The organism is Paenarthrobacter sp. 10N417 (assembly GCF_056394745.1).
Genome location: NZ_JBFTIL010000027.1, coordinates 81,451 through 108,373 on the forward strand (window position 1 = coordinate 81,451; position 26,923 = coordinate 108,373).

Here is a 26,923-nt window from a genome sequence, read left to right on the forward strand (position 1 = left end):
GACCACGACGGCACCACGGTGCCAACGACACAGGACGGTGCCAACGACACAGGCTGGAAGCTCAGCGCTAGGTGGGCGTAGACCGGACCGGATACCGAACGAAGTCCAGGGCCGAAGGCCGTCCACCTCACGCGGCAACGGCAACCCGGCAACGGCAACCCGGCAACCCGGCAACCCGGCAACCCGGCAACCCGGCAACGGCAACCTGATGGCCGGATGCGCTGGTCTTGGTCTATGGGCGAGTGTCGGTGCCGGTGTGGCTTTTGTGAACCGGCGGTACGTGCCATTACTTGGATCAAGCGGGCCTACGGAACGGGGTGACGATCATCGCCGGCGGTCATTGTGGTAATCGCCGCCCCCAGCCATACAGGAAGCCCCAAGGCGCATGAAGAGCCGCCGGGTGCTCCGGTGGGTTCAGAGCAGCCAGGCCCCGCACACCGAATGTGTGTCGTCTGGGCTGAAAGAAGCCCTGCCACCCTGCTCTGGTGAACCGGCCACCGCGGTCTTGGTCCATGGGAAAGCCGGCCGTCTGGTAACCACCCGCGGATGGAGGCTGTGCACATCCACCGGCAGCGCAACGGTGTCATGACAGGACTTGGTGACCTGGTGGTTGTGTGCAGCCGGTCAGGTGGGTCCCCGTCGTCCACACCTGTGCGGGAAAAGCCCGAAGGGATGTAGCTTTTGCCGCACAGGTGTGGACGAAGGGCTTAGCTTGAGGGTGAAGCAGGCCCTTGGTGCTCGAGGGTGCACCTTATGCCGCCCTTTGGGCATGAAAACGGCCCCTCCCGTGAACGGTGTTGTGCTGCCGAGCCAGGATTCTGGCTCTATGCCTTCTTGGCTTTGAGCTGGGAAATCCGTTGGGTGGAAACGCCGAGCATCCGGGCGATTTCGGTTCCGTTGAACTCCTTGCCGAGTTCAGCGATGATGGCGCGGGATTCCGCGGCGCCCTTCTGGGAGAGTTCCTGGCCCTTCTCGATGTCATCCCGGGCCTTCGCCCAGCGTTCCATGACGTCCCCGGGAGCGCGGAGGCTGACGTTCACCTTGACCTCTTCGGGGTCGAGACCGGTCACGGCGGCCGCCAGATCGATGGCCATGTCCTCGATGTCCGTAGCCTTCCTGGTTTGGGTTACCTCGCCGAGTTCGTGGATGTGGATTTCCCACCATCTGCCCTCCTTGTGGGCAACGGCTTCGAACTCGCGTTTGATCGTCATGTCGGTTGATTCCTTTCGTAGTGCTCTGCCGGACGGTGGGCTGGAGGAACAGCCGGCCACGGTCGTCCCGTCCCGGAGGCAATACGTCGTGATTCTAGCCCCACTTGCATGTCAATGCAGGTGGGGCTAGGAAAGACTCAACGGGGCTTAGGGCGATCCGAGTTCGTACAAACCGCCGAATCCCTTGGGCCGGGGATAGGACAGTGGCCATCCTCCGAGGCGGATACGTGCGACCTCTTGGAGCGTATAGAAGGGCTCTGTCACTGCGCGCTTGTGCATGAACGCGCAGCGGCCATCGGCCATCATCCCGTGTTCCTAATCAAGGGTGGCCTGAACGCCGGGCTTGGACCGGGCGTGTTCGACACCCCAGTTGGAGTGGCACGCGGGGCAGTACGCAATTTCATAGACTTCTGCGTCGAAGATCGTCGGAAAGCTTTGAATGTCGAACAGCGCGAGCTGGCCGGCAAGTTCAGTCATGGTGACAGTCCTTTCTGCGCTGGCCGGGGATTCCGGCGCCCTTTCTATACGAGTTCGGCGGCTGCAAGGCCGGCATCGAACAGCTTCTCCGCAAGACGGATCAAGTGGGCGGGTGCGTCCGTGTCCCATCCGTGCTCGGTGCGGCCAAGGTAGAGCGCGTCTCCTCCAACCTCGGGCAGATACAGACCTGTCTCGTGGAGCAGTTGCGTGGCCCGGACGTTGGCACGGACGTTGCTGCTGTCGGCCCTGAGATAGACCTGCCAGTCACCTCGGACGATGCGATCAAGCGCGCCGTTGAATAGGGCTTCGAGCGTCCCATGGCGGACGTCCAGACTCGTGGCCCTGACCTCTTCGCTCAGGCGGGCGGGAACAACCAGAGCAATGCATTTGTGAATCATGACCACGCTCCTTTATCGGTGTAGCCGAAGTTGATCGTGGTGCCCTTGTCGGTGGTGGTCTTGATGAACATTTCGTTTCCCTCCGGGGGCCTTCTAGTATTCCTACTCTATCCCCCCTAGGAATATATCTGCGAGTCCCCCTAGTAAACTACTGAAATCTCTTTGCTTGGAGACGAAAGCGCCGCCCTGCGGAAGAGTGCAGGACGGCGGCGGTTCGTGAGTTACCCGATGTTGGCGGCGGAGGCTCCGGGCTACAGCCCGTCGATGACGAGGGAGGCCGCTTGCATGTAGGCTTCCTTCGTTTTGGCGTTGAGGGCTTCGTAGGAGATTTCTTCGCCCTCGTCCAAGGCAGGATCGAACGGAATGACCACGCAGGCCCGGACATGGGCTTTCATGCCATCGATGATGCGCTGGAGTCGTTCCGGACTGGCGTTGGAGGGTTGGTTGATCACGGCGATTCCGTTGGCAAGCTTGTCCGTGTGGCCCTTGGTGATCAAGTCATCAATAGTGGCGAATGCCTTCCTCGCACCGTCTTCCTTATTCGTCGTCACAATGACCATGAGATCCGCGGCGTCGGCTGTCGCTTCCCACGTAGAGGCATTGGTGGCGTTGCCCGTGTCGATCACCGTCAGGTGATAGAACTCGCGCAGCGCCGCGTGAGCCTGATTGAAGGTGTCCCGGTCGATGCGGACCTGGTTGCTTGCCCGGTTTGCGCTGGAAAGCACGTGGAACTTGTCCTCGCCTTGCGGGCGGACGTAGTTGACAAGTTTTTCCGCCCCTCCCTGGGCGCGGACTTCAGCGATGTTGTCGAGCAAGTCGATCACGGTGTGGTCATGGTTGGCGGTAAGGGACCGCTCGTCCAGATTGCCTTGGTTTTCGTTGTTGTCCCAGGCAACGACGTTCCCGCCGCGGATCCTGCCAATGGTTGCGGCCAGCAGGAAAGCGAACGTCGTCTTACCCACGCCACCTTTGAGGTTCATCCCGCAGATCGTCTTGTGTCCGTTCAGCCCGCGCTGGATGGAATTGCGCCACGCACGCAGCTGCTTCTCGTGGGCGCCAGGGCCAAGTTTGGTGTAGAAAGTCCGGTTCAGGGTACCGCGGAAGCCTATTTGCGCCGGTCCGGTCGATGCCGGCTGCTTCGCGCGGCTGAACCGGATCGCTGCTGACTCGTCAGGGCCGGCAAGGGCATCAGCCCTTGTCTCCGGCCGGGGTTCAACGGGCGAGGATCGCACCGGATCAGGTTGCGGTGGTGCCGGCTGGTCGAAGGCAGCCGGGGAGAGCTGCGGGTCTGGTTCGATCAACTCGCACGTGTCGGCATGATTGCTGCTCTTGATGTCTTCAACATGCACGCTGACGGGACGGCGGCGGTTGTTCGCAAGTGCTTGTGCGTCGAACCGGGCGTATTCGACGCCCGCAATCTGGTACGGGTTCTGGCCAGGAACCGTGACGGTCCACGAGTGGTAGTTCACGGTCCATTCTGCGTTGTGCGCGCCGAATGGGTCGTCTTCGATGAGCCCGTCTGCGTGGATCCGAAGAGTGGTACCTTTGCTTGGAACTGCCTCGGAATAGCCCTGCTGATCAACCAGAATTGATCCGCCCTGCAAGCCGGCGGTCTGGACCAGGACCTTGCAGGCCTCAGCCACCGTTCGTGCCGGCACCGATGTTCCGTGGCCATCGACGATATTTGCTTGTGGGACCACTCTCATCTTCAGCGGCGCCAATGTGTTCTCGCTCATTGTGATTCCCTTCCTCGAGCGCGGACATTCATGGACTGTTTCCGCGCCCTCCCTTCGCTGCGTGTGTCAGTGCACAAGAAAGGGCCGGCACAGCATGATCTGCTGCACCGGCCCATGGGGGCGTGGGTTAGGCGATGGAAGGACCATCCATCGCCGCGGATGCCGGCCGGGAAGCTTTGTAGTGTTCGATGCTGGCCTTGACACGCTCAGGCTGGAAGCCAGTCCACGTCTCGGTATCGGTGACCACCACGGGCAGCTGCCGGTGGCCCGCTGCTTTCAGCCTGGCCTGCGCGATTTCGTTGTTGTCAATCATGACCGTTTCGTAGCCCACGCCGTCACGGTCGTAGAGGCGTTTGGTCATCGCACACTGGGTGCAGCTGCGGCTTGAATAGATTTTGATGCTCACGGGCTCCTCCTTCTCGGGCATGAGTACCGGACCTAAAACGGGTTCTCGGTCTCGACATGATCGTCCGTGTCCTCAATAGCCGTGCTGACAAGCTCCTCGACGTCCTCGGAAGCGGCATCGCCGTTGTCAATCCACCACCTGGCCCGGGTGATTTGGCGTGCGGGGAACAGAATTCGCTGCTCAAAGTCCTCGGCACTGAGCGGTTCGTCCGCGTCAACAGTCAACGCCTGCAGTCCCTTGGAAAGAAGTTCGTACCGGACCCTTGTCGCCCACGGGACCTGCTTCTCACTGCCCTCAACCGGCGGCAACTGGTGGTCTGCCTCGAATGACTCGGCCTCAGCCAACGCCTGGGCGTTCCGTTCCGCGAGCCACGCTTCCCGTGCGGCGGCGTTTTCCTTGGTAAAGCACCTGCCGCAGATCCGGTTCAGCCCCATTCCGTAGGCATGGGCCTTACGTCGGCCCGCCGGGACCCTGGACAAGTCCGTTGCCTGGGTGTGTCCGCACTTGTACTTGATGCTCACTGTTGTAGCGATAGCCATGCGTTCCTCCTTGCTTGCGCGATGAGGATCTATTCACTCCAACGAGCCCACACGCATGTCTGGCCCACGAAACGGGTCACAAGTGCTTTGCTCGGAACCAGCTCACGCATGATGCGCCTGCCAGAAGCAGAACGCCCAAGAATCCGTTACCGAAGTTCCCGGCAAAGATCCCCGCAAGCACGAATATGATGCCGGCCACGCCCAGTGCCAGCTTGAGCAGGCCGGTACCAAACCGTATCGGGTGCACAAATATGTTCCACATCAAGCCCAGGAGCAGCACCACCACTCCCCCACCAATAATCCAAACCATCGTTCCCGCCCTTGTCCATCTAGGTCGTCCCATTTCGGATGTCAGGTGGCACAAAATGTGCCACCTGACATCTCGATCTGTGCTGCATCCTTCCACGCGGCAATGACAATTTCGTCCGTTACTGGGCGGAGAACGTCTGGATCGCGCCGGGGCAACCATCTTGCCCTCGGGCGTAAGTATCGGCAGCGAAGCTGTGATCGCCGCAGTCGCGATCGTGGCCGGCGACATGCCGGCTGCGAGCTTGGTGACCGGCACCAAGCGCCGTCAGCCGACGCTGGTAAGACCTCCTTCAGGCGGTCTCGTCGAAGGGTTAGAAGGCAACGTCCTAGCCGCCCGGGCGTGCTCTGCCAACGGCGTACGCCCGTCAACATCTCCCCCTGATCTGCACGCTTCGACACTCACGACGCATAGCAAGGCATCCCTGGACTTAGTCCAGCCTCAGAAGAGCGTCACTTCGGCTGGGCGCAAGCGACCGCGAGGGTCCGCCGCATTTCAATACGAGTCACCAGCGATGCAACAACAATGAATGCACGGTGCAACCAAGGTCAGTCCGGAACTCATCGCACGCACCCCGGACCCTTACTTACTTATCGAGGGCTGGCAAGAGGATCTTGTCGAAGACCCACTGGATACTCCGATCTTCAGCCGCAGCCGCACTCCTGAGCTTGTCCAACGTTTCCTTCGTCATCCGAAACGTGTAGGACTTGTTCTTTGGTTCCTTCTCAACAGGTGCGGCAGTTTGAATGTGCGCCGGCAACGCGACTGGGACAGGTGCCGGCGGCGCGACTGGGACAGGTTCGGCCTCAGGCACCGGGAGCAGCGTCGCTGCCTGCTGGGCGAAAGCCTCGATTCGGGCTTCCTCATCCGGGCTGGCTTCACGCCGGCGGCGATTGGGGGTGGGGCGCGCGTTAGCCAAGGTTGATCATCTCCTGTACGAGTACCTGAATTTCTGCCTTGGCCTTGCTGTCGCTCCACTCCACGACTCCCCTACCCACTGGCATCACATCCATGTAGGAACTGCGCTGGTAGATCGTGGTGTCGAACAGTGGGATCTCGGGGTAGTCACTGAGGATGTCGCGGGACTCGTCCAGACGCTTGTCCATGGCGTGGGTGGATGCCTGGGTGAACAGTCCACGAACTTCGAGTTCAGCATTGAAGTCCATGATTCCCTCGACCACCTTGACAAACTTAGGCAAAGTGTCGAGGTCCAGCGGAGATGCTTTCATTGGGACGATCAAAAGGTCGGATGCGGTGGCCGCTGTACGCAGCTCCTGTGAGTCATAGCCGCCTGTGTCGACGATGACAAAGTCAGCACTTGCCTCAAGGTCCAGAAGAGTGGCGCGCAGGTTTCCCTTCTTCTGCACACCAATCACTGCCGGCAGATCCGGACTACGCTCCTCGCGGTCGGCGACCCAGTTCGTCGTGCTGGCAATTGGGTCCGCGTCCACAACGGTGACCTTTTTGCCCAGACGTGCCAGTTCGGCCGCCACGTTGACCGTAAGTGTTGATTTTGAACACCCGCCTTTGAGCGAGCCGATGGTGAGAATCATGAGGTGCAAGCCTTTCCGTCCGCTGCAGTTTCGCTTAGTTGCATGCTAGTTGACCAGGTGGCCCAACTCGTTCCATTCTTATTCGCAACTAACAGCGTTTCGGAATAGAACCAGATTGAAACTAGATCTAACCGTAACCAATTGCGAAGTTGAACGCAACTTGTTTGCAACGAGAATGGAATAAGATCCAAACGTATTCGGTTGCGAAGCTGAACGCATCTTGTTTGCAACCAAACTGGTTGCAAACAAGAACGCAACCAGTGTGGGTTGATTTGAGTTTCATATTTCGTTTCGTTTCGTATTCCGTCATGTGACAGAACGCGATACGATGGGGACCATGAGTGAGAGCATCGTCGAAGAGCGCATCTGCCGGTTCCCTGGGTGCCGGCGTCCGGCCGTGGCTTCCGGGACCGGCACCGGCCGGCCGCCGGAGTACTGTGACGATCCCGCACACACCCGAGCCTCGGCCTGGCGGGCCCGCCAGGGGTTGGGCGAGAACATCGCCCGCGCCGCCGAGGCGCGCCCAGTGGATACCGCCCGTCAACGGGCGAGCGAGATCACCGGACAGGTCACCGGGATGATTGAGCACCTCGGGCAGCAGCTGGCGGCGTTGGTTGAAGAGTTGCGCACGGTGGGGGACCCCGAGGCAGCAGAGGCGCAGATCGAGTCGGTGGCCAGCGAAGCCGCCGAGCAGGTCGCTGCCGCGAACGCGCGAGCCAGCCGTGCAGAGCAGGCTCAGCGCCGGGCCGAAGCCGAGAAGGACGAGGCCGACGCCGCAGCCGAGGAAGCAACGCGGCAGAATGAGGAACTAACCGACGCCTTGGCGGGCGTGAACGCCGACTTGGCCTCCGAGCGCGAGGGGAGTGGCCAGCTAGCTTCTGAGCTCACCCAGGCTCGTGCGGCTGCCGCGGCCGACCGGGAACAGGCCCAAGCCGAAGCTGAGCAGCTACGGGCGGACCTCGAGGCCGTACGCGCCCACCTCGGGCAAGTCGAGCAGGAGCGTGACGTCGCGGCCAAGCGGGCCGAGGCGCAGGAACGAGCCCGGGCCGAGGCAGAGCAGCGCGCAGGCGCGGCCGAGAGCCGGGCCAAGGCTGAGGAGGAGCGCGCCGACCGCGGGGACGCCGCTACAGAATTGGTCCGGGGCCAGCTTGAGAGTGCCCGCACCGACCTCGAGCGTACCCGTGAGGTTGTGGGCGAGCTGCGCGGCACCCTGGCAAAGTTGACCGCCGAGCGCGAAGCGGCCAAAGCCGACGTTGAGCGTGAACGCGCCCATGGAGAGCAGCGCGTCCAGGACCTCCACAACACCTACGGCCGCCAAGTCGACCAACTGCGCGACGAACTGATCCAGACCCGTGAGACAACGACTAAGGAACGCCGGACCCCGCGCCCGCGGTCCGCGGGAGGGACAAGCTAGATCCGGCATTGCGCTATTGGCGGCACGGATCTTACTCAGCCCCGGTGCCGATCGGTGCGCAGCATGGCGTAGGCGACGCTATACATGACATCGCGGACCGCGGCCACCTTGGCGTCGGACCCTTCATGAATTCACAAGCTGCCCCAACGTGACCACGACGGTCAAGCAACCTGAAGCAGCCGCCGGGGCAGGTCAAAACCATCCGCGTCGGGAGGCGGGAACCAGAATTCGTCCCGTTCGGGGTCGTAGAGGTCTTCCTCGCGGACCTGGTATCCGTCCGTGCTGTTGAACCGGTCGAGCCACGCGTGCCACTGTGCGCGGTCGCGGCGGTTACGGCTGATCTGGGCCTGAACCTCTTCCATGACGCCTAGTCGGATCGCGAGCTGGGTGAGGTTGGCGGCCGCGGTGATCTTCCAGTGCCGGCCCTCCCGGTGAATCATGCCCAAGCCGGCCATCGAGGCCAAGGCAGTTTCAACGGCGTTGCGGCTGATACCGGTGGTTCGGATGATGTCGGCGGCAGTGGGGGAGCGGCGGCCTCGCTCGATCGCTTCATAGACCAGTGCCGCGGGGGCGCCCAGGGCACGGAATACCGGGCGGATCCCGTAGATCTTCCCCTTGCGCCAGGACAGTTCCCTGGCCAGCTGATCGTGGCGCTCCGGGAGCTGGATAAGGTATACGTCCGCGGCCTTGTAGCGGGCGTCGGCGATCTTGCTCAGCATCCCGTCAGAGTGCTTGGCCAGTACAGGCAGGAGCCTTGCCACCGTCGCATGGTGGTTTCCCAAGGCGACGGCGAGGGTGCGGCAGCCAACGTCGAGCACGTCGGTTTCCATGGTCCGCATGTATCCCAAGAGGGACCGGAGCAGGAAGCGGAGGCTAAGTCCTTCGCGTTTGTGTTCTTTAAGCCGGTGGTCAAGAACTGCGAAGAGCACATTTTCCAGATCGTTCACGAGCTGGTGGATTGCAGCTGCGCTGCTGGGTTTGAATGCCCCCCCTGTGGGATTAGCGAGGCTTGTGTCGTTAATAAGCGCATGGTTCTTCCCTGCCGTAGAAGGGGCTTTTTTCTGCACCCAGGCGATGGCCAGAGCCCACTCCTTCTCCAGGAGACGGTCCTGCTTGTCCCCGTACAGGGCGGCCAGACCCGGGAACTGGCCCGAGAGTTCGCCACGGACCTGGGACAGGGTCCAGCCACAGGAAGCGAAATGGTTGAGCACCGCCAGGCGCGCCTCTGACGCGCTGGAATATCTGGCCGTGTCGTAGATGCCTGTCCGGGCGACACGGCGCAGGGGGGCTTCACTGCCGGCCAGTCCGGGCGTGGAACTGGGCGACGTCGGCCGGTGGACGCTGTTTGTTTTGAGGCGTCGTGCTTTGAGGTCCTGAGCGCGGCGGAGCTCCGGGGCCAGTGCTTGATGTAGCGCGGCGACGGCAGTGGTCGGGTTCCGCCAGCGGAGAATGTCGTACGCGGCTGAGAGCGGTGTGAGAAGTGTTTGGTGGCCACCGGACTTGTGCCGGGATCCCGGGACACGGATACAGCCGTCAGTGATGTTTTGGTGGGGGCCGGGGTCAAGGCTCGGCGCCAGTAATGTCATGGCTTCGACGAGCTCGCGTGCGGCGGCGCCGTCCATCCGCTCGGTCAGAGGAATGTACAAGTGCCGTCCGCCGCTGGGAGAGAAGTCCTCAACCCACCGCAGACCGCACTCCGAAAGAAGGCGGCCAAGACTAGCTGCGTCCTGGTCAACCACGTGTTTGAGGGCTTTGGAGGTGTCTAGGTCAAGGCAGATCGTGGCCACGGAGCCGTCGACGTCGTGAACCATGACAGCCGCCGGTCGTGCTGGCAGAGCCGCCGTGATCCTGGATAGCGTCGTCGGCCGCGGGTACTGGAACCGGTCACCGATCCAACGGCCGAACCTGTAGGAAGGCTGGCCAGCAATCAGGGGTGCAAGGATCCACGCCTGTTCCGGGGTAGCTTGACACGGAAAACTCGGCCGCGCGTTTATTGACGCAGATGGGTAGGGCTGTACCATAGACAGCAGTTACTCCTTTCGGGGGGTACCAAAAATCCACCCACTGGGTGGGTGTTTGATAGTTCAGATCGCGGATCCGCCAAGATGAGGATCTGAACTGCATACTTAACGAAGGCCCGCCAAGTGCGGGCCTTCAGTTATTAACCGGCCTTCGTGATAGGCAAAGCCTCCTGAATTCTCAGTGCGTCAAGGTCGATGGAGTCGATGTGTGCGGCAACCAGCGGTGTCAGATAGTCAACGGCGTTGGTGTGGAGGATTTCCATGATGGCCTGCAGTTTTTCAGCGCGGGCAATATCTGGTTTAACAAGAAATGTGTGCCGTGGGCCCTTTGACGGGCGTCCACCCTGAGCGAGCTTTCGGATTGCCATAGAGCCATCTAAGCGGTTTTTATTACCGAAACCTTTGATAGGGGCGGGCGTGTCGCGGTCTTTATGCGTGAACGTGTTCTCGACCATGGCCAAATTTCACATTCCCATTACGTGGTAGCCGCCGTCTACGTGGACGATCTCGCCGGTGGTCGCAGGGAACCAGTCTGAGAGCAGTGCAACAACGGCCTTCGCCACCGGCTGCAGGTCAGCCCTGTCCCAGCCCAAAGGTGCGCGGCCTTCCCACACTCCGTCGGCGCTCTCGATGCCATCGATGGCGGCGACTGTGAAATTGTCCAAGGGGCCACATGCGACGAGGTTGGAGCGGATCTTCCGTGTTCCTAGGTGGTAGGCGAGGTACCGGTTGGTTGATTCATAGGTCGCTTTGGCAACACCGGCCCAGCCGTAGATTGGCCACACTGGCGTTCCATCAAGGGTTACCCCGACGATGCTGGACCCGTCCCTCAACAATGGAAGGCAGGCCTTTGTTACCGCCTGGAGCGATGCCCCTGAGACCTGAAGGCTGGTGGACAGGTCGTCCCAGCCTGCGGTCATGAATCCGGAGCCGACAGCTTCCGGTTTGCTGGCCGAGATGCAATGGATAATTCCGTCCAAGTGCCCTGTGTGCTCCAGCAGCCGGGAGTGAAGCGAATCAAGGTCCTCTTGGCTAGTGGCATCCAGCTCAAGGACCGGGCCGGCGGAGGGAAGGCGCTGGACTATCTTTTGCGTTATCTTGGAGCGCCGGCCGAAGCCTGTGAATATCAATCTCGCCCCTTCTCGCTGGGCCAGTTCCGCGGCCGCGTATGCAATGCTCCGCTCTGTGAAGATGCCCGTGACGAGTATCGTCTTGCCATCGAGAATTCCCACCTACGCTCCTTCGCCCTGCGGAACCAGACTTGTCATGAGATAACGGCTCTCGCCGTCCAACAAACCAATCGGGGCGACTTCAACTGTGAACGCCTGCCAAGTCTCGGCTGTGGTCCTCAAACGCACATTGATTGACGTTTCCGGGCCGATCCTGCCTGCAGCGGCAGACGCAAGATGGTGCTCAAAGCCGAATTTGTCGTCTGGGTGAGCGAGTGCGGCCAGGTTCCCTTCAAAGTCGGGGAGGAGCCCGAAGTCGGCCCATTTGGCAGACGTCCTAAAGGTCACTTCTTGTTGCATGTCAATGGCCGCAAAGGCACGGTCCGCGGCCAGCGCGAAAAGTGCCTCGGTCATTAGTCCACTTGAAACAGGGGAAAGCCCTGGTGTTATGAGCTTCATCGGTGAGGCCACTTCGCGGCTGAAGCCGCGCAGCATGATTGCATCCGGGTAATCAGGATCGTCGTAGGCACGCGCCGAATTGGCGATCTGCTTCTTGCGTGGATTTGCGCTTCCGTAGCCATAGATGACCTCGTACGACAGCAGGTGACGACTTCGGTTGTTCACGGAAATCCCGCTGTCGATCACTAGCTTGATGGTGTCGCGGTCTTTAGTGGAAATGAGCTTGGCCAGCCATTCGCCAGCTGGCCCACGCTTGCTCTCGACAGTAGCGGGATCGATTCCGTACATCTTGAAGAGGTTGTCGTCCCAAAGCGAGGCATCTTCCCCAACATTCTTCCCCGTCTGCTTGCTGACCCTCCATTGCCATGTGCCTACCAGGGGCTCTACGGGGATCGGATGCCCGGGGTTTTCGAAGATCCCGTAGGCGCCCACGATCTGCTTTCCGTCCGGTGAGACTACGGGCTTGGCTACTACGAAGAACTCCCGGGATCCGTAATGCACGGTGCTCTCGAAAGCCTCCCCCGATGTAAGAATTGCCCGAAGTTTTTCCAAGAGGACTGTACGTGTCCTGACATCGAGCCAGTTCCTGGGGCTGATTCCCGGGTGGTCTTCATCGCCGACCGCGAGCAGGGAAGCGCCGTCGGGGGTGACGTCTATGACGACCCAGTGGCCTCGTGCGTCGATCTCATTGGGTTTAGACATGGATACCCTTTCTTCCTGTGCTGAGGCGTTGGGTCAAGCTTGAGACATGAGGAGCGGACCGGCGAAGAAAGCGGCAAGGTTGACTGACAAATGGACACGTCCCTCAATTGTCCTTACGACATTGGCGGATTCCAGTTTTGCCAGCTCATGGGTAACCACTGACAGGTAGAGATCGAGCCCTTCGGCGATCTCCTCGGGTCTCTGTGGCGTCTGAAGGAGATTCAGGGCGCGGAGGATCCGGAGTGAAGGAGTTGAGGCTGCGGCGCAAACAGCGTTGATTGCTTCGGGGTGCATGACTTATCGCCCTAACGATTCGTTGGGTTTGGAAGCCAGCACACCACTGTCCAGCAGCACACTTGAAAGTATGTAAGATGTAGGCCACAAAAGCCTGTGAGCCGTTAATGACGGTACCTGTATTGTGCTTTGGTGAGCAAGTTGAAAATTGACAAGCCTGTCACATTCGTTTTGGGAGCATCCCGCGGCATCGGTCGGGCGACGGCTGAGCGATTCCTGCAAGAGGGTTGCGTAGTCGTGGGAAGCCATCGTGGCGGCGGGGTCTCTGACGGCGTCCACGGCATCGAGTTGGACGTCACCGATTCCGAGGCTATGAAAGCCGGATTCAAGGAAATCGACGAAATGTACGGAAGGCTCGACACCGTCGTCTACAACGCCGGTGTTGTTCGTCAAGATCTTCTCATTCGGATGCGCGATGATGACCTGCGTTCTGTCATGGAGACGAATCTTTTTGGTGCCTTCGGGTGCGTCCAGGCTTCACTCCGTTACATGAGTCGCGCCCGCGCCGGGTCCATCATTCTGGTTTCTTCCGAATCCTCCCGGACCGGGATCCCTGGATCAGCCCATTACACGTCCTCCAAGGCTGCTCTCGATGGACTTGTGCGGTCGGCAATGTGGGAAGCCGGCCCCCGCGGCATCAGGATCAATGTTGTGGCGCCGGGCCCAACGCGAACGGCAATGCTAGCCAAGGTCGAAGAAGCTGACATGAAGAAACTGATCGAAAGCTCGCCCCTGAGGAGGATCGCTGAGCCGGCTGAGATCGCCGACGCGATCTACAAGATCAGTACGATGACATACCTGACCGGCGCTTTGATCCCCGTCAGCGGCGGGGAAGGGCTCGGCTACTAGTTTTCGCGCTCGGTCCCCTGCCCCGGGGGGCCGAGCAGATCAATGCCCAGGAAGTCATACAGCGCTTTTGCCATGCTGCTGTATTTCTCTTTATTCACTTCCCACCGGGTAGAGCGGCCAACTCGCTCCCCGCGGGGTGGGTCTCCAAGGAGGATGCCGAGGTCCTCCAGCTGATCAAGGTTGCGGCCTACTAGGCTGCTGTCGAGCGAGAGCTGCTTGATGAGTGTTGCGCGTAGGGTTGGGCCCTGCGAGTAGAGGTATCCAACAATCGCGAGCCGCGCCGGGGTGCTGATGACCCTCTGGGCTAGAAGCAGATCGTCTGACCAGTTCTCCTCGGGAAGGGCATATTTAGGCACGCCTCCCATTTTGCCCCTAATCTCCACTGTTTTCATACTCACGCCGCCTCCATCAACTCTCACTCACCCTTAATGAACGCATTAAATGCATAGCTGGATTCACTTAACACACTCATGATGTTACATTGTAGGCAACCATGAAGGCATTAAGCGAGTTCATCGCGTGCAGGAGTTGGAAGGGTAAACAGTGACCACTGCTATCGACCGCGAGCACAACGGGACAACCTTGGCCTCGGACGATGTTGAAATCATCGACGAGATTGATCCGGATAACCCATCTCTGGACGCCCCGAGGGCGCGTGCACTCACAAGGCAAATCAGAGTCGCTTTGGAGCATTCCTACACGCTGGTCATTGCGGCCTATCAAGGGAGGGCGTGGGCTGCTATGGGGTACAGCTCGTGGGATGCGTATTGCCAGGGTGAGTTTGGGTCTTTGGCGTTGCAGCCGCCTCGTGAGGAGAGGCAGGCGGTGGTTATGTCGATGCGTGAGGCGGGTATGAGCACGCGGGCGATCGGGTCTGCGCTTCAGGCGAGCCATACGACCATTGAGCGCGACATTGCCAGCAGCAAGCGTGTTATCGAAGCCGCCGACACTTCGGCAGGTGGCACATATGTGCCACCTGCCGAGAGCAACGTCGTGGGCCTTGATGGCAAGTCCTATCCAGCAGCCCCTTCACGGCCTAGGAAGCCGGAGCGCGGCTTCTTTGAGGATCAGCCGTTGAGTGAAGAGCTTCGGGCGTTGTCTCCGTCGGACATGGGGATCGCTGCGTTGACGCCGTCGGCGTTCACGCCGCGGCCGGCGCGGGAGCGGAAGGCGGCGGCCCGCAGGTTGACGGGCACTATGGATTCCCCGTTGCCGCTAGTGATCCGACTGGCGGGGGAAATCACTCTGGATCCTGCGTCGCTGACTGTCGAGGACGACACCGACGCGGAAACCCTGACCGAGCTTGCTTCGGATGCCGGGCGTGGCGTGCTGGCACTCTCTCACGTGTTGACGGCGATTGATGTGAAAGTGCTGGCCGGTGGCATCGACGACGCGGTGGCCTTGACTGCTTTGGTCACAGACGCGGTCGATGAGTTGGGGAGGTTCTTGGATGCGCTGCAGTCGCGGAAGCGCCGTTAAAGGCAAACAGCCCCTGACCTGGCCGGGCGGGGCTGCCTATTCACTCAATCACGTACGAAGGGCTTTACTTCCCTGGATCAGGGTATCGGCAGCGATTGAACACGCCAGGCGTGTTCCCGCACTTGGTCGCGATCATGGCCATGGGGGGAACATTTGATGGCGCGCACTACTGAACGCAGAACGGAGCGCATAAACCCGGATTCGATGGTCACCTTGTGGCTCACCGTGGGCTTGGTGGGATTCCTCGCCGTGGCCTCGTTCATGGTTTCCTTTACAGGCCTGCACGAGGTTGCGGCGTGGGCCGGTTTGCCGGAGTGGCTGCGCTGGGCGGTACCGGTGTTCATTGACGTCGCGATCCTGGCCTACACGCTGGCGGTGCTCATCCACCGGCACCGAGGCGAGCGGACGTGGGCGTCATGGCTGTCTTTGGCGGGGTTTACCGTGTTCTCGATGGTCGCGAACGGGGCCCACGCTCTCTCCATCCCGCACCCTGACATGGGACAGCAGATCATTGGCGCGGCCGTCGCATCCTTGGCACCGTTGGCGGTGTTCGCGGCCACGGAGCAGCTTGGCCGGTTGGTGATCCGACGGCCAGAGGACGAGACCGTGCCAGCGGCGTTGGTTGAGTCGCCGTCGGCCGGTGGACCGGGCGGTGGTGAAAGGATCCCTGAGAACACGGCCGTCGATCTTGTGGTGCCGGCTGTCACGGCAGCGCTGGTGGTGGACGCCCCTGAGCCTTTGGTTCCGGAAGTTGAGCCCGTACTGGAGCCAGTTGGTTCCGTGCCCGTGTCGTCCACGGCAAAAGAGACCTCGGTGTTTGATGTTGCCGCCGACGTTGAACCGGAGCCTGCAACCATTGACGGCCTTCCTGAGACCGTCGATTCCGAAACGCCCGTCGAACCGCCGATCGCCCCGGAACGCTCCGACGTCACTGTTGAACCCGCAAAGTCCTCCGGGGCGCACCTTGAACCGGCGACCATGGCTCCCGTAGCAAAACCGGCACGCCCGGCGCTGTCCGTCGTTGGCCGTGCGCCGCGCCCCACGGATTTGGAGCAGTGGGTGATGTCGGTGATCGCCAGCGGTTCTCAGCCGACTGGCAAGGGTGCGGCTGAGCTCCTTGGCGTGTCTGAACGGACAGGCCGGACACGCCTGAATGATTTGAAGGTCTCCAAGCCTGCCCTTTTCACCGGGGAAGCGTTGAAGGAAGGCACGCACTCATGAATGAGGATCCGATGGTGCAGCACGCCCCCCGGGAACCGGGCCAGCTGAGCCAAACGATGTGCAAGCCGTACGAACGGTCAATGCCATTGGCGTTAGCTGTATTCCACCGTCCTTCGTCGGCGTCTGGTGACAGGAAAAGCTGATGATAGCTGGTCAGGGCCGGGGGATCGCTGGCATGGAAAATGACATCGCGACTGCGGTGCTGGACGGACGGACACGGGCCGCCGTGGCCGCCGTTCTGGGCTCGGTCGGCATGGTCCAGGACATCGATGACGTGATTTCGGACGCCGCCGAGGCCGCGGTGAAAAGCGCGGATTCCTTCGATCCGGACAAGGGGCATGTGCTGGGCTGGGTGATCACGATCGCCAAGCGCAGGGCGTTCGATCACGTGAAAAGGGCCGGTACTCGGGGCCGGCTGCAAGGCCAGCTCGAAGTCGCGGCCACCGGACCGGACACGGCGCTCGGGATCACAGAAAAGGACTTCAGCCAGGACGTCGTGGACCGTTTGGCCGGGTCCGCACACGCCCGGAACGTCCTTGGCCTGACCGCGCAGCTGGTCGCCAACCCGGAGAGCTTCCACCGGGTCACGGCACTGGTGGAAACCTACCAAGGCGACGTCGGCAAGGCTGCTGCAGCGTTGGGCATCACACCGGAAGCCCTGCGGGACTCCCGCCGGGAAGTGTCCCGTTGTGCCCGGGTCGTGGTGAAGGCCCTTGCCGCCCGTACGGCCGGAGAACCGGTGACGGTAGGGACGCTGGTCGATTGTTTGCCGGCTGACGGCGGCGAAGAAGGCGCATGGGCGACCGCGTTCTCCATGGCCGTGGTCCGGGCAGGCGGTTTCGGGAACGTCACAGCAGCTGACCTTGTCGCGGTGACTGGCTACTCGCTGAACACCTGCCGTCAGTACGTGGTCGAAGCACTGTGGCTTCTTCAGGTCGCCCGGACGGTCCTTGAAAACCAAAACACATGATGCTCCATCCAGCACACAGGAACGACAAGGGCGAGGAACCGATCATGAGTACCAACAACGAATCGGCACTGGGCGATCCGGATGAATCAGGAGACAGCGCCGGTGACGGTGGTTTCACCGAGGAGCAGTTGGTCCAGTTGCGGGCACTGCTTGATCAGAACAAGAAGCGCAGCTGGCGGCAACGTGCCGCCGACAGGGTGGCTCACAGTGCCCTGAACGTCAAAGACACTGTTCAGGGCATGGTGGAGAACGCGACCCCGCCGGACCTGGAGGGCGGATTCGACACCGAGACCGGCAGTGGCCGCTTCTCGGCCTGGCTGGCCGGGAGCGTGTGGCGGCGTGTGGGCATCGGCATGGTGGCCTTGGTGGTCACCGCCCTGTGGTGCGCGGTGGTGCTGGGCCGATGAAAGGGCTGTTCCGCAGCGCCGGGGCGTTCTTCGCCGCCGTCATCCTTGGCGCGTCCCTGCTGGTTGCGGTCGTTGTCGGGGCCGTTTCCGGTGGCTCTGCCGCTGATGCGTCGTCCCAGTCTGCGGCGTGCGTGCCTGGCCTGCCGAGTGCCGGCTTGGCTACTGGGACTGTCCCGGCCCAGTACCTTGCCGCGTTGAATGCTGCCTCGAAGGTGTCCGGTCTTCCGGCGCCGGTGTTGGCGGGGCAGTTGAAGCAGGAGTCCGGGTTCAATCCCAAGGCCGTGTCTGCTGCCGGGGCGCGGGGTATTGCCCAGTTCATGCCGGGCACGTGGGCGTCTTACGGTAAGGGCGCGGACCCGTTTGATCCTTTGGCCGGCATCGATGCCCAGGGCCGGTACATGGCCGAACTCTTCAAACAGGCGAAGACTTCCGGACTTCCGGGGGACCCGGTGGATCTGGCCCTGGCCGGGTACAACGCCGGCTGGGGTGGCGTCACTGCAGCCCGTGGCATCCCGGATAACGGGGAGACCGCCCAGTACGTGGTGCGGATCCGACAGTACGCGAACGATTTCGCGGACAAAGGCGGGACAGCGGTCAAGGCATCGGCCCCGGATCCTGCCGGCTGTGACATCGCCACGGGGCAGGGCACCGGGGTTGACGACTACCCGTTCAAGGATCTTCCGCACTGCCAGCTGACCGCCACGGGCGGGTACGCCGGCTGCCCCGCCGGCTCGCAGTCCCAGTTCGGGGCGTTCAACCGCGAATGTGTGGACTTCGTGATGTGGAGGTTGAACCAGGACTTCGGTTCCACCCAGGCGCCGTGGAAGATCACGAACGGTTCCTTCCGCCCGGACGGCAAAGTGCTCGGCGACGCGCGGGACTATTTCAGTGCGTGGGTGGCCAAGGGCTGGCCCACGGACCGCACGCCGACGGTCGGGGCAGTGGCCTGGTACGGGCCCAGCAACCCCGTCGCACCGGCAGGGTATGGTCACGTAGCAATCGTCAAGGCTGTCTACCCGGACGGGAGCTACCTCGAGGAAGGCTACAACTTCGGGTTCCCACCCGACGATCACAAGTACTACACCATGAAACGTGCGAATACGATGCCGGACATGTTCCTGCATCTGCCCACGAAGTAGACCCCGGCAAGACTCGGTGAAAGGAAAGAAGATGATGACGCACCACACGCGGGCACGCCCCGCGGGATTCCACTTCCGGCCGTTCATTGGCCTGACAGTGGCCCTCACGGCAGGGTTGCTGCTGTCGGGATGCGGCGGCATCGGTCCCGTTGTTGACCAGACATCCTCTGCATCGCCAAGTGCCAGTGCAACAGCCGGAACCACCATGGGAGCAGCGCCAACCGCTAGTCCTTCCGGCGCCGCAGGACACCCATCGCTGTCGGCTACACCGTCCGGGATGTTCGCGCCCGAGCCGCCCCCGCAGCTGGGCCAAGGCGTGGATACGAGCGCTCCAGTATGGGACGTCCGTGCCGCGCAGGATGCCGAGGAAAGGGCACTGGAGGTCATGGTGGCTTTCACGAACACCAAGGCGTCCAAGAACGATTGGATGGCTAGGATCAAACCGATGCTGACCAGCAGGGCGCAGAACGCATGGTCGGATCCGGGGCTGTCCGCGTTTACGGCCACGGGCGTGACCGGCCCGGCACGGTTGGAACTGGAGTCCCCGCCGAATCCGTACTGGGTGTGGGCGGTGGTGCCGACCAATGACGGGGACTACCGGGTGCGCCTGAACAAGGCCGGTCCCGGCTCGTACTGGTTGGCGGACATCATCCGCCCCGCACAACTGAAAAAGTAGCACCACCCAAGAGCCGATGCTTTGGTACCGCCCCGTTGAGGGGCTGGTGCCAAGGCATTCCTCGTTTTAACTCGGCTCCGATCCAGGTGTCGTCGGACGCCGCGCTGACACACGCCCGGCAAGGGGAACGGGGAATTGGGGCGTGAACAGCCGGTGGAGACGTCCCACCTGTGGAAAGGAAAACCATGTTCAACCCGCTCCAATTTCTGGCAGGGCGCCTGGGCGCGGACCCCGCCGACGTGGGCTCCGAGGACCAGCTCGCCGGTCTACGTGACTTTGCCGGCATGGTCCTTGCCGGCGTCGTCGTGCTGATCGTCATTTCCGGGGCGATCTCGGTGGTTTTGTGGATCGTTGGCAAGATGGGTGCGCTGACGAACACGCAGGCGAAGTCTCTGATGTGGACGGGCCGGATCTTCCTCGGTGCCGCGATCGTCGGTTCCGTCGGCGGGCTTGTGTTCTACGGCTCCGGGCTCGGCAAATTCGACCTCATGCCCGCCGGGGCACAGCAACCCACCATTGATGTCACCAAGAACCCGGCCAAATCCACCTGTTCGAACACGGTGTCCAAGTCCGACCCCACGGGTATCAACACCCTCTCCCCGGACGAAGTCGCGCGGTACACCAAGGCTTTGCTCTCCGACGAGGACGCCAACAGTGTCATCGGTTCCAAGAACGCGTTCGGTGATTCCGGTGTCCAGAAGATCACGTGGACCCCGACCGGCCCGGACTGCACCTCCAGCAACCTCAGCCCTGACGCGTGCAAGGACGTCTACATCAAAGTCCTGGGGGACAAGTCCTACTCGAGCGGGAAAGCCTACAAGCCGCGCACTACCTCCGAGTGCAAGAACTAGTTGAAGGAAAATCCCATGAGTGTTTTGACCTCTGTCCTGTCGGCTATCCCTTTCGAGGCGATTGATCCGAACGTGAAGCCCAACGACAAAGCCCCCTGGATGGCGGTCCTGCGGGACATTGCCGGCGGGGTGATGACAACGTGCATCGTACTGATCGTCATCATCCTGGTGATCGGTGCGGCCATGGCCGTTGGCGGCAAGCTCGCCGGCATGGCCAGCGCACAGTCCACCGGATTCATGATCCTGGTCTGGGGACTCGTCGGCGCGGCCGTGATCGGTTCCATCAGCGGTCTGGTGTTCTGGGCCACCGGCAACAACCTCGCACCAGCCGTACCGGCGAAGGCTTTGGGCGTGCTGCTGGGCGTGGCCGCCTGATGACGGCACTCCCAAGCGTAATCGCCGAGAGGGTTCGGTGTGCCGGCTGCTTCCCTTACCGGGTCAGCACCCTGAATGGTCGTGGTTGGTGATGGCCCCGGTCATGGTCCCGATGGGTCCGGCGGAGGACATCCAGAAGTTCTTCCAAGGCGGCATTCAAGGGTTCGCGGGCAGTGTTTTTGACGTGGTGAAGGACGCTTTCAGTTCCACGGACATGAACTCGAACTGGTGGATTTCGGTGATCGGCGGAACGATCAACACCCATGTGGGCGGCACGGTTACGACGGTGACGCACCCGGGGATGCTGACCCAGCTGGTGCAGGTCATGGCACCGGTCCTGGTGCTGCTGGTCGGTGTGCAGGTTGTTGTCAGCCTATTCCGGTCCTCGACGGTGGGTTTGATCCGTGCCGGGGCGGCCGCGGTGTTCGCGATCCCCGCTACGTACATTTTGGCCGGCATCATGTTCACCCTGATCCAGGCGCTGGACCATGTCTCGGTGTTCATCCTGCAGGCGGGGAACTCAGCGTCTGAGAATGACGTGACCTCCGGGGTGCTGGCGATGTTCGGCCTGACGTGGGACCCGGCGACGAAGTCCGTGGTGATGGATGAGAACTACCAGCAGTGGGCGATGGCGAAAGACCAAGGCAACCCGGGCGCGGTCCTTGTCCCGGTTCTACTGATCTTCGTGATCTGGATTCTGGCGCTGTTGATGGCCGGGTTCATGGTGTTCCGGATGCTGGGGTTGATCGTTCTGACCTCGATGCTGCCGATCGCTGTCATGTCCCAGCCCTTGGAGGCCGCGAAAGGGCTGATGAAAGCTTTCGGGATCACTGCTTTGGCGCTGTTGATCGCTAAGCCGATGTCCGCGATGGTCCTCAAGTTCGGGATGGTCGTGTCCTCGACGTCGAACTCGACGTTCCAGTTCCTTGCGGGGTTGTTGTGCATCCTGATGGCCGCGGTCATGCCGATGCTGATGATGAAGTTCATGGGCTTCCTCACCGGCGGGGCGGGCGAAGGGATCATCGGCGGCGGAGCCGGTGCAGCGTCCTCGACCGGGCGCCGGATTGAACGGCACGGCGGTCAACTCACCCGGGGCCTGACCCGCACGGGCGGCAGGGTCGCCAGGCTCCCGGGCAGGGTTGCACGTGGACGCTAAATCACACCGCTGCGGCAGGTACGGCGCCGCCTGCATTGAGAACAAGAAGATGATGCGTGAAGTATTGGGGAAGGTAGTCCGATGAGTTCAGATGTGGTGGTTGAGCAGGAGCTCACCTGGGATGATGTCCGTTTTGGCCGGGAGGCCAAGCGCGGTGTGGTGCTTGGTCTGGAGAAACACCAGCTGGTGTTCCTTGGCATCGGCCTTGGTGTGACGGTTGTTCTGGTGGGGGTTTTCGGGTTCCCGCTGGGCTGGCTGATTGGCGGGTCCGTGCTGGTGTTCTCGACGTTGGTGTGCTGCACCCGGTGGGCGGGGAAGTCCACCCTGCAGTGGCTGGCGAAATGGACGGGCCTGCGCTGGGCCTCGGCGACCGGGCAGGGGAAGTTCCTGCGCGAGACCCGCGCCGAAACCCCTTTGGAGATTGTGCCCGTTCATCTTGAAGGAGCGCCGCGTGTGGAATTGGACCCCGAAGACGGTCCGCCGGTGTACCGGGCGCAGCCTGGAAAGAACGGCAAGCTGATCCCGGGCAAACCCGAACGGTTGATGCTGCCGGGGGAGTTGAACGAACTGATTTGCTATGAACTGCCGGCCGGGGAAGCGTTCGTGTATGACCCGGTGAACCGGTACGGGATCATTGCCGCGCAGGTGGAGTCCACGAACGCGTTCGAACTGGAGTCCGATGATGACCAAGTGAACCGGACGGAGGCGTTCTCCGCGGTGCTGACGGCGCTGTCGGCGCAGGACGGCATCGAGTTCCTGCAGTTGACAGACCAGACGTCGGTGGTGTCGGGGGCGAAAATCCGGGACTACTACAAAGCCAAAGGCGCACAGGCCCCGCTGGTGGAACGCGCCGGGGACCTCGTGCCGCTGTCCGGGACGACAATCAACTCGTTCGCCTCCCAAGCATATGAGGATCTTGTCTCCGGCGGGCGCGGCATCATGCACCACGAGGGCTGGGTGGTGGTCGTGCTGAGCCAGAAAAAACTGGAGAAGACCATCACCGCGCACGGCGGCGGGTTGGGCGGGTTCATGGACGTCGCCGGCGGCACGGTCGGATCCGTCACGGAATCGCTGGCGTCCACGGGCACCCGGGTGAAGTTCTGGATGAACGCCCGCGAACTGGCCGCTTGTATCCGTCGGGCCACGGATCCGGCATCGGCGGTGGAAATCTCCGAACGGACCGGCGCTTTCGCCGGCGTCGCACCGTCGGCGGCCGGGCCGATGGTGATGCTGCCGGAATGGTCCTCGCTGCGCACCGACACGGGCGTGCACCGCAGCTGGTGGATCTCCGAATGGCCGAGGAAGCGGGCGAAGCTCGGGTTCATGTCCAAGCTCGTGTTCGCAGGGGACTTCCGGCACACCGTGACCTTGGTTGCCCGGCCCTACTCGGTGGCGAAGGCGATGAAGGAAGTCACGACGTCACTCTCGGATTGGGAGGCAGGGTTGCGGGTCCAGGACCGGCTGGGCCGGCCTATTTCCCGGGCGCAACGCCTGGAAGGTTCTGATCTGGAATTCCGGGAAATGCAGCTCACGGACGGGTTCGGGGCGCTGAAGATCGGCGGCTACGTGACAGTCTCCGCCACCGATGAGCACGAGCTGGAGACCAATTCCACGAAACTGCGCAACGCCGCGGCCGCGTCCCAGATCGAATTGCGCTGCCTGTACGGGCAGCAGGCCGAAGGATTCGTGGCCGCCGCCATGCCGCTGGGAAGGGGGCTGCTATGAGCATCAAGTCAAGGATCAGGAACCGCCGGGCGGCGAAGCGGGCACGCAATGCCGCCGCCGGCAAGGTGGCGCTGATAGACGTATTCGCCTCTTCCCGACAGGCGAGGGCGTATCAGAAGCTGGCCCGCGAGCAAGCCATTACGGAGGCCCTGTCCGCAGCGAGGATCAATGCCGAGGGTTTCCCGGACCGGGCGTTCGCCAGCGGCGGGAAGCAGCGCCGACACAACCTGCGCAGTGCGTTCCGGCTGCGGCCGCGGCCCTTCCACGAGACGGCGTTCTCCTTCGCGTCGGCGTACCCGTTCCTTGCCGGCGCGAACCTGGGACACCACGGCGCGTACATCGGGGAGGATGTCTACGGCGGCGGCGCGTTCGTGTTCGACCCGTGGGAGCTCTACCGGGCGAAAGTCATCACCGGCATGTCAATGATCCTCATGGGGGCCGTCGGCTCGGGCAAATCCACCTGCGCCAAGTCTCTGGTCGTCCGTCTGGTGCTGCTGGGCCGTAAAGCGCTGATCTTGGCCGACCGCAAAGGCGAATGGGATGTCGTGGCCCGTTTCGTGGGAGGTCACACGATCAAGGTCGGTCCCGGCCAGCCGGACAGGGTCAACCCCTTGGACGAGGGGATCCGTCCCTCCACCACCCCGGACGGGGAGCCGATGACCGACGCCCGGTGGGCCGCGATGGTCCGGGCACGACGGTTGAACCTGCTGCAGACCATCGGCGAGATCCTGCTGGACCGCCGCGTCCAAGGCGCCGAACACACAGCCTTGTCCATCGCCTTGGATAACGCCGTCCGCCTCGTAGCGCCGGGGGTGCCGACGTTGCCGATGTTCATCAACCAGCTAAGGGACATGGCAACGACAACGGAGAAGTCCGTGTCAGTCGCCGAAGCAGCCGAACGTTTGCTGCACGCATTCGCCCGCACCACCGAGGGCGACCTGGCCGGAATGTTCGACGGCGAAACCACCGCCGACTTCGACCCTGACGCGCCCATCATCACGGTCAACACCAAAGCACTCACCGGCGCCTCCCGTGAGGCGCGGAAAATAGCCTACGCCTGCACTGGTTCGTGGGCTGAGTCGATGGTCACCAACGCCGACTCCGGGCAGCGTTTGTGCGTGTATGAGGAAGGCTGGGACTCGGTCAGCGACGAAGCGTCCCTGACACGGATGATGGAGGCGTGGAAGCTGGCCCGCGATTACGGCATTTTCAACATCTTGATCATCCACAAGCTCGCTGACCTGGCCATTGCCGGGGATGCCGGCTCGGCCATGGCAGCCATGGCACGGTCCTTGCTGGGCGACACCGAGGTGAAGGTGATCTACCGGCAGGAAACGGCGAACCTGGACGACACCCAGAAGGAACTTGGCCTCACCGAAGCCGAACGTAAAGACATCAACGGCTCAGAACAGGGGACCGGGCTGTGGAAGGTCGGATCCCGGACGGTGAGCGTGCGGAACAAACGCACCACCGCCGAAATCCCGGTCTTCGATACTGACGGAAAAACCCGGGGAGCCACCCTGGGCGAAGTACCTCACGGAAGGCGGGCAGCAGCATGAAAGCCATGGAGAAATCCACCCAGATGGCGGTCCTAGGACTCGGAACCGTCGCCCTCGTACTGTATGTGCTGTACCTGCCCGGACAGATCGCTGCATGGTTCCGGTGCGGATCCTTCACAACCCTTCCCTCGGTTCTGCACCCGCTGGGGTTCCTGAATCCTTCCCGCCCTGCCGACGCCTCGGTGTACGGGGTGACGGCCAGCGCGTGCGGCCCGGAATCCGGGGCCGTGATCTTCTGGATGATCCTCCTGGTCCTCGTCGCTGTGGTGATGATCGTGGGTGTGTGGAAGCTGGTCCATGACTGGAAGCTCTCGGACGAGTACTTCGTGAACGACATCATGGGCCGTGAGGGACTGGCCAAGGTCAAGGAAGTGAAGGCCACGGTAGGGGAGAAGAAGATCCAGCAACGGGCGAAAAGCATCCGTCCCACGCTGGATAGGCCGACAGCGGCGGACGCGTCCATCACCATGGGCCATGTCCTGTCCCAGGCCGTGCTGGTCTCCTGTGAGGAATCCATTGTGCTGGTCGGCCCGCCCCGCTCCGGTAAAGGCTTCCACCTGCTCATCAGCGCCATCCTGGACGCCCCTGGCTCGGTGATCACCACCTCCACCCGTGCGGACAACTTCGCGGCCACCCACGCTCTGCGTGAAGTCGCCGGCAGTATCTGTACCTTGTTTGACCCGCAAGGCCTCACCGGGGCGAAGTCCTCGCTGAAATGGTCACCGATCACCGGTTGTGAACGCCCGGAAGTCGCCGCACGCCGGGCCTCGTCCCTGATCGGGTCCTCCGGTCTGGGACAGTCCAGTTCGAACCAGGAATGGGCCGGCGCTGCGATCACGATCCTGCAGTCCCTCCTGCACGCCGCCGCCCTGGGCGGATTGAGCGTGGATGAACTGTATTTGTGGGGGACAGCGCCGGCGACCGCGTCGGCGGCGACGAAGATCCTTGAAGATCACCCCGACGCCGCGTTCGGCTGGGGGAAGTCATTGAAGTCCATCCTTGACGGGGACCCGAAGATGCTGGGATCGCGCTGGTTCGGCGTCGAAGGAGCCCTCGCCGGCCTCGCAGTGCCCCTCGTGCGTGAGACCTTAAAACCGGCCACGCCGGAGGAAGCACTGGACCCCCGGACCTTCATCAAGAACCGGGGGACGCTGTATCTGATTGGAACGAAGTCCGGCGGCGGGGCGATGGCCCCGTTCCTGATCGCCATGATGGACGAAATCACCGAAACCGCCCGGGAAATGGCCATCCGGCTGCCCGGCAACCGGCTGGACCCGCCCATGTCACTGGTGCTGGATGAAATCGCGAACATGTCCTCGTCCTGGCCAGGCCTTGTCACGCTGATGTCTGACGGCGGCGGCATCGGGATCAGCCCGCTCGTGGTCCTTCAGTCCCTCGCCCAAGCACGCGGCGGATGGGGCTCCGAAGAAGCCCAGGCCGTGTTCGACTCCGCCACCGTGAAAATCCAGCTCGGCGGATCCGGCAACGACAAAGACCTCGAATCATTCGTCAAACTCCTCGGTACACGCACCGTGACCGAACAATCCGTCACACACACCGCCGAAGGATTCTCCTCGAACACCTCCAAGCGGGACAAAGACGTCCTGACCGTGGCAGAACTGCGGCGCCTGCCTTTCGGGTACGGGTTGTTCGTCGGGCGCAATGGCCGGCCGTTCCTGATGAAAATGACCCGCTGGCGTGACCGCCCCGACGCAAAACAAATCGAAGCGAGCATCGGGACGTTCAACAAGTCCCTGCTAGCCGAACTCACCAGCGACGACAAACCATCCAAAAAGACCGCGCGCGTCATCGAAGAAGTCCCCGGATAAG

Annotated in this window: 30 protein-coding genes; 14 read left to right on the forward strand and 16 right to left on the reverse strand. The window is 62.2% G+C overall.

The window, feature by feature from the left end:
* Window positions 1-824: 824 nt before the first annotated feature.
* From AC1DCM_RS23980 to AC1DCM_RS24025, 10 genes are all read right to left on the reverse strand, one after another.
* Window positions 825-1,211: a hypothetical protein gene (locus tag AC1DCM_RS23980; RefSeq protein WP_477519974.1), complete on the reverse strand. Its 387-nt coding sequence runs from the start codon at window positions 1,209-1,211 to the stop codon at window positions 825-827.
* A gap of 147 nt (window positions 1,212-1,358) precedes the next feature.
* Complete coding sequence (locus tag AC1DCM_RS23985) at window positions 1,359-1,517, reverse strand: hypothetical protein (RefSeq protein WP_477519975.1); 159 nt, start codon at window positions 1,515-1,517, stop codon at window positions 1,359-1,361.
* 9 nt (window positions 1,518-1,526) lie between these two features.
* Window positions 1,527-1,688 (reverse strand): hypothetical protein, encoded by a 162-nt coding sequence (locus AC1DCM_RS23990; protein WP_477519976.1) that lies wholly within the window; start codon window positions 1,686-1,688, stop codon window positions 1,527-1,529.
* Window positions 1,689-1,732: 44 nt separating this feature from the next.
* Entirely contained in the window at window positions 1,733-2,086 is a 354-nt protein-coding gene (locus tag AC1DCM_RS23995; protein WP_477519977.1) for a hypothetical protein, read from the reverse strand.
* A 251-nt stretch (window positions 2,087-2,337) separates the two neighbouring features.
* Window positions 2,338-3,822 carry a MinD/ParA family ATP-binding protein gene (locus AC1DCM_RS24000; protein ID WP_477519978.1) on the reverse strand — a complete coding sequence of 495 codons (1,485 nt, stop codon included), beginning with the start codon at window positions 3,820-3,822 and terminating at the stop codon, window positions 2,338-2,340.
* 127 nt (window positions 3,823-3,949) lie between these two features.
* The gene (locus tag AC1DCM_RS24005; protein ID WP_477519979.1) at window positions 3,950-4,228 is read right to left on the reverse strand and encodes a glutaredoxin domain-containing protein; all 279 of its coding nucleotides are present in this window, start codon (window positions 4,226-4,228) and stop codon (window positions 3,950-3,952) included.
* Window positions 4,229-4,260: 32 nt separating this feature from the next.
* The gene (locus AC1DCM_RS24010) at window positions 4,261-4,767 is read right to left on the reverse strand and encodes a hypothetical protein (RefSeq protein WP_477519980.1); all 507 of its coding nucleotides are present in this window, start codon (window positions 4,765-4,767) and stop codon (window positions 4,261-4,263) included.
* A gap of 76 nt (window positions 4,768-4,843) precedes the next feature.
* Window positions 4,844-5,077, reverse strand: coding sequence for a hypothetical protein (locus AC1DCM_RS24015; protein ID WP_477519981.1), 234 nt, complete (start codon window positions 5,075-5,077; stop codon window positions 4,844-4,846).
* Between the two features lie 583 nt (window positions 5,078-5,660).
* Entirely contained in the window at window positions 5,661-5,993 is a 333-nt protein-coding gene (locus AC1DCM_RS24020) for a hypothetical protein (protein ID WP_477519982.1), read from the reverse strand.
* Complete coding sequence (locus AC1DCM_RS24025) at window positions 5,986-6,627, reverse strand: division plane positioning ATPase MipZ (protein WP_160679531.1); 642 nt, start codon at window positions 6,625-6,627, stop codon at window positions 5,986-5,988. Before AC1DCM_RS24025 ends, AC1DCM_RS24020 begins: the two co-directional genes overlap by 8 nt.
* Window positions 6,628-6,964: 337 nt before the next feature.
* Here AC1DCM_RS24025 and AC1DCM_RS24030 point away from each other — a divergent pair, with 337 nt between their 5' ends.
* Window positions 6,965-8,041 (forward strand): hypothetical protein, encoded by a 1,077-nt coding sequence (locus AC1DCM_RS24030; RefSeq protein WP_477519983.1) that lies wholly within the window; start codon window positions 6,965-6,967, stop codon window positions 8,039-8,041.
* 161 nt (window positions 8,042-8,202) lie between these two features.
* Here the strand turns inward: AC1DCM_RS24030 and AC1DCM_RS24035 are convergent, their stop codons facing one another.
* From AC1DCM_RS24035 to AC1DCM_RS24055, 5 genes are all read right to left on the reverse strand, one after another.
* The gene (locus tag AC1DCM_RS24035; protein WP_477519984.1) at window positions 8,203-9,852 is read right to left on the reverse strand and encodes a hypothetical protein; all 1,650 of its coding nucleotides are present in this window, start codon (window positions 9,850-9,852) and stop codon (window positions 8,203-8,205) included.
* Window positions 9,853-10,202: 350 nt separating this feature from the next.
* Window positions 10,203-10,517: a hypothetical protein gene (locus AC1DCM_RS24040; RefSeq protein ID WP_477519985.1), complete on the reverse strand. Its 315-nt coding sequence runs from the start codon at window positions 10,515-10,517 to the stop codon at window positions 10,203-10,205.
* A 9-nt stretch (window positions 10,518-10,526) separates the two neighbouring features.
* Entirely contained in the window at window positions 10,527-11,294 is a 768-nt protein-coding gene (gene fabI / locus AC1DCM_RS24045; RefSeq protein ID WP_477519986.1) for an enoyl-ACP reductase FabI, read from the reverse strand.
* Entirely contained in the window at window positions 11,295-12,392 is a 1,098-nt protein-coding gene (locus AC1DCM_RS24050; protein WP_477519987.1) for a hypothetical protein, read from the reverse strand.
* A gap of 33 nt (window positions 12,393-12,425) precedes the next feature.
* Window positions 12,426-12,686, reverse strand: coding sequence for a hypothetical protein (locus AC1DCM_RS24055; protein WP_477519988.1), 261 nt, complete (start codon window positions 12,684-12,686; stop codon window positions 12,426-12,428).
* Between the two features lie 132 nt (window positions 12,687-12,818).
* Between AC1DCM_RS24055 and AC1DCM_RS24060 the strand changes: the two genes are divergently transcribed.
* Window positions 12,819-13,535 carry an SDR family NAD(P)-dependent oxidoreductase gene (locus tag AC1DCM_RS24060; protein ID WP_477519989.1) on the forward strand — a complete coding sequence of 239 codons (717 nt, stop codon included), beginning with the start codon at window positions 12,819-12,821 and terminating at the stop codon, window positions 13,533-13,535.
* Here the strand turns inward: AC1DCM_RS24060 and AC1DCM_RS24065 are convergent.
* On the reverse strand, window positions 13,532-13,927 hold the full coding sequence (locus AC1DCM_RS24065; RefSeq protein WP_477520023.1) for a winged helix-turn-helix domain-containing protein: 396 nt from the start codon (window positions 13,925-13,927) through the stop codon (window positions 13,532-13,534). The two genes, AC1DCM_RS24060 and AC1DCM_RS24065, sit on opposite strands and share 4 nt — an antisense overlap.
* Before the next feature lie 151 nt (window positions 13,928-14,078).
* Between AC1DCM_RS24065 and AC1DCM_RS24070 the strand changes: the two genes are divergently transcribed.
* The 12 genes from AC1DCM_RS24070 to AC1DCM_RS24125 all read left to right on the forward strand — a co-directional run bounded on the left by AC1DCM_RS24070 (window position 14,079) and on the right by AC1DCM_RS24125 (window position 26,922).
* The gene (locus AC1DCM_RS24070) at window positions 14,079-15,014 is read left to right on the forward strand and encodes a hypothetical protein (RefSeq protein WP_477519990.1); all 936 of its coding nucleotides are present in this window, start codon (window positions 14,079-14,081) and stop codon (window positions 15,012-15,014) included.
* Between the two features lie 156 nt (window positions 15,015-15,170).
* Window positions 15,171-16,235, forward strand: a complete 1,065-nt coding sequence (locus tag AC1DCM_RS24075; RefSeq protein ID WP_477519991.1) for a DUF2637 domain-containing protein — start codon at window positions 15,171-15,173, stop codon at window positions 16,233-16,235.
* A gap of 142 nt (window positions 16,236-16,377) precedes the next feature.
* Complete coding sequence (locus tag AC1DCM_RS24080) at window positions 16,378-17,205, forward strand: sigma factor (protein WP_477519992.1); 828 nt, start codon at window positions 16,378-16,380, stop codon at window positions 17,203-17,205.
* Between the two features lie 44 nt (window positions 17,206-17,249).
* Window positions 17,250-17,612 (forward strand): hypothetical protein, encoded by a 363-nt coding sequence (locus AC1DCM_RS24085; protein ID WP_477519993.1) that lies wholly within the window; start codon window positions 17,250-17,252, stop codon window positions 17,610-17,612.
* Window positions 17,609-18,751 (forward strand): transglycosylase SLT domain-containing protein, encoded by a 1,143-nt coding sequence (locus AC1DCM_RS24090; RefSeq protein ID WP_477519994.1) that lies wholly within the window; start codon window positions 17,609-17,611, stop codon window positions 18,749-18,751. Before AC1DCM_RS24085 ends, AC1DCM_RS24090 begins: the two co-directional genes overlap by 4 nt.
* A gap of 31 nt (window positions 18,752-18,782) precedes the next feature.
* Window positions 18,783-19,427: a hypothetical protein gene (locus tag AC1DCM_RS24095; RefSeq protein WP_477519995.1), complete on the forward strand. Its 645-nt coding sequence runs from the start codon at window positions 18,783-18,785 to the stop codon at window positions 19,425-19,427.
* 185 nt (window positions 19,428-19,612) lie between these two features.
* The gene (locus AC1DCM_RS24100) at window positions 19,613-20,278 is read left to right on the forward strand and encodes a hypothetical protein (protein ID WP_477519996.1); all 666 of its coding nucleotides are present in this window, start codon (window positions 19,613-19,615) and stop codon (window positions 20,276-20,278) included.
* A gap of 15 nt (window positions 20,279-20,293) precedes the next feature.
* Window positions 20,294-20,653, forward strand: coding sequence for a hypothetical protein (locus AC1DCM_RS24105; protein WP_477519997.1), 360 nt, complete (start codon window positions 20,294-20,296; stop codon window positions 20,651-20,653).
* A gap of 103 nt (window positions 20,654-20,756) precedes the next feature.
* Window positions 20,757-21,809 (forward strand): hypothetical protein, encoded by a 1,053-nt coding sequence (locus tag AC1DCM_RS24110; protein WP_477519998.1) that lies wholly within the window; start codon window positions 20,757-20,759, stop codon window positions 21,807-21,809.
* A 186-nt stretch (window positions 21,810-21,995) separates the two neighbouring features.
* On the forward strand, window positions 21,996-23,534 hold the full coding sequence (locus tag AC1DCM_RS24115; protein ID WP_477519999.1) for an SCO6880 family protein: 1,539 nt from the start codon (window positions 21,996-21,998) through the stop codon (window positions 23,532-23,534).
* Window positions 23,531-25,093: a conjugal transfer protein TraC gene (locus tag AC1DCM_RS24120; RefSeq protein ID WP_477520000.1), complete on the forward strand. Its 1,563-nt coding sequence runs from the start codon at window positions 23,531-23,533 to the stop codon at window positions 25,091-25,093. The genes AC1DCM_RS24115 and AC1DCM_RS24120 overlap by 4 nt, the downstream gene beginning before the upstream one ends.
* Window positions 25,090-26,922, forward strand: a complete 1,833-nt coding sequence (locus AC1DCM_RS24125; RefSeq protein ID WP_477520001.1) for a type IV secretory system conjugative DNA transfer family protein — start codon at window positions 25,090-25,092, stop codon at window positions 26,920-26,922. Before AC1DCM_RS24120 ends, AC1DCM_RS24125 begins: the two co-directional genes overlap by 4 nt.
* Window position 26,923: the final 1 nt, after the last annotated feature.